The following is a 4002-nucleotide window of genomic DNA, read 5'->3' as shown; positions in this document are numbered from 1 at the left end:
GGTTACGCCCGCGTTTAAGTCGGCTGGCCTGCCTCGCTCTAGTAGGCAGAGGTGGCACACTTGGGTCTCGTGATCACTGGAACGCTGGGCTTGACCCTGTCCGGTTGGCGTGTGATGCTTCTGCTTGACCGCAAAGCCACACATCACGAGACGCTCGATCAGCCCGGGAGGATCCGATGAACACCAAACCTCACGATCGACTGGACGACTCAGCTCGTCGACCAACTCGAACGCCACTGGACCGACCAACTCCGCCCCCGCCTGGACGGGATGACCGACGATGAATACCACTTCTCCCCTGCGCCCGACGAGCGGACCTGGGGCGTACGCCCCCGGGGCACCGGCCTCGCCGCGGTCCAGGGAGGATCCGGCGACTTCACGATCGAGTTCGCATTTCCTGAGCCCGATCCGGCCCCGTTGACGACGATCGCGTGGCGCATCGGTCACGTCGTCGTCGGCGTCCTCGGGGCACGCTGGCACTCCCACTTCGGGGGACCACCGCACGACTACATGACCCACGACTACGCCGGCAACGCCGCCGGCGGTCTGGCCCAACTCGACACCGTCTACGCCGGCTGGATGGACGGGGTACGGGGCCTGGATGCCGAAGCACTCGCCGCACCCGTCGGCCCCGACGAAGGACCGTGGGCCGACGCGCCCATGGCGATGCTCGTGCTCCACATCAACCGGGAGGTCATCCACCACGGAGCCGAGATGTGCCTGCTACGCGACCTCTACGCCACGACCCACTGACCACGTCGGCGCGTCAGTTCGCCGGCGCCTCGCCCCGTCGACGAACCGTCCCGGCGACACGTCGCCAGGCCGCGAACTTCACGCTCGAACAACCCACCACGCCCACATCAGCACCACCGACACCAAGGAGTAGTCATGCCACTATTCGCAGCAACGACGACCACCGAGCTCGACAGCCTCATCGAATGGGTCGACGTCTGGCTCACCAACGCACGGTCCATCGTCTCCGGGCTCACCGGCGACCAACTCCGAGCCCGCCCGATCGAGACGAGCGAGCTCACACTCGGATGGCTGATCCTGCACATCGGTGAGGTGGCCGAGACCTGGATCGCGCGCGCCGCCGCCGGGCCCGGACCGCTCGAGACCGGCCGGACGCTCGTCGAGTCCTTCGAGCACCTGGCCACCGTCAACGAGGTCGCGCCTGACGCGACCGCCGAGGACGTCCTCGCCGAGTTCGACCGACGGCATGCTGCGGCGCTCGAGCATCTGCGACGTGTGGACCTCGACGTGGCCGTGCCCGTTCCGGCTGAGATGCCGTGGTTCCCGCCGGACCTCCCGGCGTTCAACGGACGCTGGGCCGTGTTGCTCGCCGTCAACGAGATCGGGCGGCACAGCGGACATGCCGACATCTTGCGAGAAGCGATCGACGGCAGCACGATGTTCGAGCTCATCGCCGGCGACCAGGGTATCGACATGTCCTACATCGGCACGTGGTTCGCCGAGCACCCCGAGGTCCCCCCGACTTGGCTCAAATTATTGCGGTAGTCATGGGGCCTCGAGCTTCGTGATGAGCTCGGCTATCTCCGGTGGCAGCGGTGAGGCGGCGTGGACGGTTTGGCCGGCGATGGTCAGCTCGAAGGTGCGGTACCGCTTCAGCGTTCTGACCAGACGTTTCAGAGATAATCCGGAGCGTTGCTCAAGCAGATGCCCCACCGCCATCGCGGCCATGACCACGGTCAGGTGCGCCTCGATGGAGTCACGTTTGTGGTGGTAGATCGGCCGTGCCTTCAGGTCTGACTTGGACATGCGGAACGACTTCTCGATCTTCAACAACTGTCGGTAGGAGCCGATGACCTGGTCAGCGGTCAGATCTACGCGGGAGGTCTCGTATCCCTTGATCCCGGCCAATGCTCGGTTCTTGTCCACCAGCGCCCAGTTGACCTGCTTCTTCGGCGCTTTGAGGTCAACGAAACGATTCCGTTTGATCCCGATCTTCCCCGCGACGGCCTTCTCAGCTTTGTCGACCTGCTCGTTGATGCCCTTGAGGGTGCGGCGAGCCCGGTCCCACGAGTACCGGTAATACGTCACCGAATGCGGCACCCCGTCCGGCCCACGACCGCTCCGGTCGGACATCGTCCACGTCTGCCCGTCGGTGTACTCGGCCTCGGGGTTGGCTTTGCGCCAGGCCTGCAGCACGTACGGGACCTCCGGGGTGCGCACGCCGAGGATGTAGTGCAGACCGGCGTCGATGATGGCCTTCTTGTTGCCGTCGGAGAACATGCCGGCATCGGCCACGACGGTGATGTCATCAACCTTGTAGGTGGCAGCGAACCGTTCGAGCATGGGCAGCATGGTGCGGGTCTCGGCCATGTTGCCCTCGAATGCGCCTACTGCCAGCGGAAACCCGGACGCATCTGAGAGTAGGCCGACGGTGATCTGCGGTTCCAGACGGCGTTCCTTGGAGAAGCCGGGCTTGCGGAACTCATCGCCCTCATCGGTCTCGAAATACAAAGTGGTGACGTCGTAGAGGACCAGGACGCCGGGGCCGATCCCGGCGTGCGCGGCACATGCCGCGGTCAGGCGCTGGCGGAACTCATCGGCGGAATACGCCGGCAGTCGCCTCTTGATCGTGGCGTAGCTGGCGCTGACGATGCCGATCTCGGCCAACGTCTCCACCGAATCGAGTTTGGAACCGGGCTGGACGATCCTGGCCACCACCAGGTCAGCGAACACCCGATCGCCTTTAGTCGCTTCGTCGAACCCGAGCGCCCTGTACGCGCCGGTGATGGCCTCGATCAGGTGGCCCGCCCGTTCGGAGGTCACCGGCACCGGCGCCTGCTTGGACCCCGTGCCTGCTGGCGTCAGGTCAATTCCCAGGTCAAGTGACTGTTGCTCGCCGTCGATGATCTGCTGCGCCTTGGCCTGAAGCAGAGCCAACTGCTCTTGGTCATGAGCCGAACCGACGTGCTTCAGCTTCTTCGAACCCCGGCTCTCAGAGAAAACCACCTGCACCGCCGTCGCCCCCGACGCGGTCTTCACGGTTCGGACGTAGGGGCTCACGAATATCGAATCTACCCAGCCACCCCGGCCTACCCGCTTAGTGCGGAAAAACCGGCTGCTCGACCACTATCCCCGCAGGCAGAGCCGTCAATATGGGATGCCTCACACCAAATTGAGCCAAGTCGGGTCCTACATCGGCACGTGGTTCGCCGAGCACCCCGAGGTCCCGGCGCCGCAATGGTGAGGAGTTCTGCGGGGGCTCGGGACCAGCGACGGTGAGGGTCGGGGGTCGGTGAGGGCCGAGAGCCTGTGGGAGCTGATCCGCTTTGTGATCTCCGCCGGGCTACTCGTTCCAACCGGCGAAGGTCTCGAACTGCTCGCCGATCATGCGCGCCAGGATGCCGGGCTCGGGAACGAGTCCGGCATCGGTGGCGATACCCACGGAGACCGGGCCGTTGCAACTGTAGATGCAGACGCCCAGGGACTGGTCACCTGTCATCGGCACCCACCCCAGCAGGCTGTTTGGGACGCCTTTCGGAAAGCGCGGTTCTGATGATCGGGTAGCGGTCGGACGGGCATCGGATAGCGGCATCTGCCCGTCCGACCGCTGGGCCGCTATGGCGTTGCCGTGGCGAGGTGTCGTCGCATGTTTGGTCCGTCGAGGGCGATGATCTCGGCGCCGGCGACGATCCGGTTGAGGATCGACTCGGCGATGACCGCGTCCTGGAGCGACTTGTACCAATCGGGCGGATCGAACTGCGAGGTCACCAGAGTCGACCCGCGGCCTTCGCGAGCGGCCAGAATGTTGAGCAGCTCCGCCGCGGTGTGCGGCGCCACCGGCGTGGTCAGGAAGTCGTCCAGCACTAGCAGGTCGCAGTTGTGCAGGTCAGTGAGGAAGTCCAGCCGGCGCTGCGAGGTCGGCTCCAGTACGGCGAGCCGGTTGGCCAGGTCGTCGAGTCGGAAGAACCTCGCGGTGTAGTACTTTCGGCACGCCGCGTTGAGAAGCGCCTGGGCGAGGTAGGTCTTGCC

The 4002-nt window shown here is 65.2% G+C and carries 5 protein-coding genes; 2 read left to right on the top strand and 3 right to left on the bottom strand.

Annotated elements, in window-relative coordinates:
- The first annotated feature begins 195 nt into the window (after positions 1-195).
- Together Q9R39_RS24435 and Q9R39_RS24430 are read left to right on the top strand one after the other, a co-directional pair.
- Complete coding sequence (locus tag Q9R39_RS24435) at positions 196-753, top strand: DinB family protein (RefSeq protein WP_311278429.1); 558 nt, start codon at positions 196-198, stop codon at positions 751-753.
- Positions 754-888: 135 nt separating this feature from the next.
- Positions 889-1518 carry a DUF664 domain-containing protein gene (locus Q9R39_RS24430; protein WP_311278427.1) on the top strand — a complete coding sequence of 210 codons (630 nt, stop codon included), beginning with the start codon at positions 889-891 and terminating at the stop codon, positions 1516-1518.
- Here Q9R39_RS24430 and Q9R39_RS24425 read toward each other — a convergent pair whose 3' ends face one another.
- The 3 genes from Q9R39_RS24425 to Q9R39_RS24415 all read right to left on the bottom strand — a co-directional run.
- Complete coding sequence (locus Q9R39_RS24425; RefSeq protein WP_311278428.1) at positions 1519-2985, bottom strand: IS1634 family transposase; 1467 nt, start codon at positions 2983-2985, stop codon at positions 1519-1521.
- A gap of 331 nt (positions 2986-3316) precedes the next feature.
- Positions 3317-3565, bottom strand: a complete 249-nt coding sequence (locus Q9R39_RS24420; protein WP_311278426.1) for a WS/DGAT domain-containing protein — start codon at positions 3563-3565, stop codon at positions 3317-3319.
- A 23-nt stretch (positions 3566-3588) separates the two neighbouring features.
- On the bottom strand, positions 3589-4002 hold a 414-nt coding region (locus Q9R39_RS24415), incomplete at its 5' end, for an ATP-binding protein (RefSeq protein ID WP_311278425.1).

It is taken from the genome of Gordonia sp. AC31 (genome assembly GCF_031844505.1).
Classification (GTDB): domain Bacteria; phylum Actinomycetota; class Actinomycetes; order Mycobacteriales; family Mycobacteriaceae; genus Gordonia; species Gordonia hongkongensis.
Note: the sequence above shows the minus strand (reverse complement) of the source record. Positions and strands in the feature narration are given on the sequence as shown.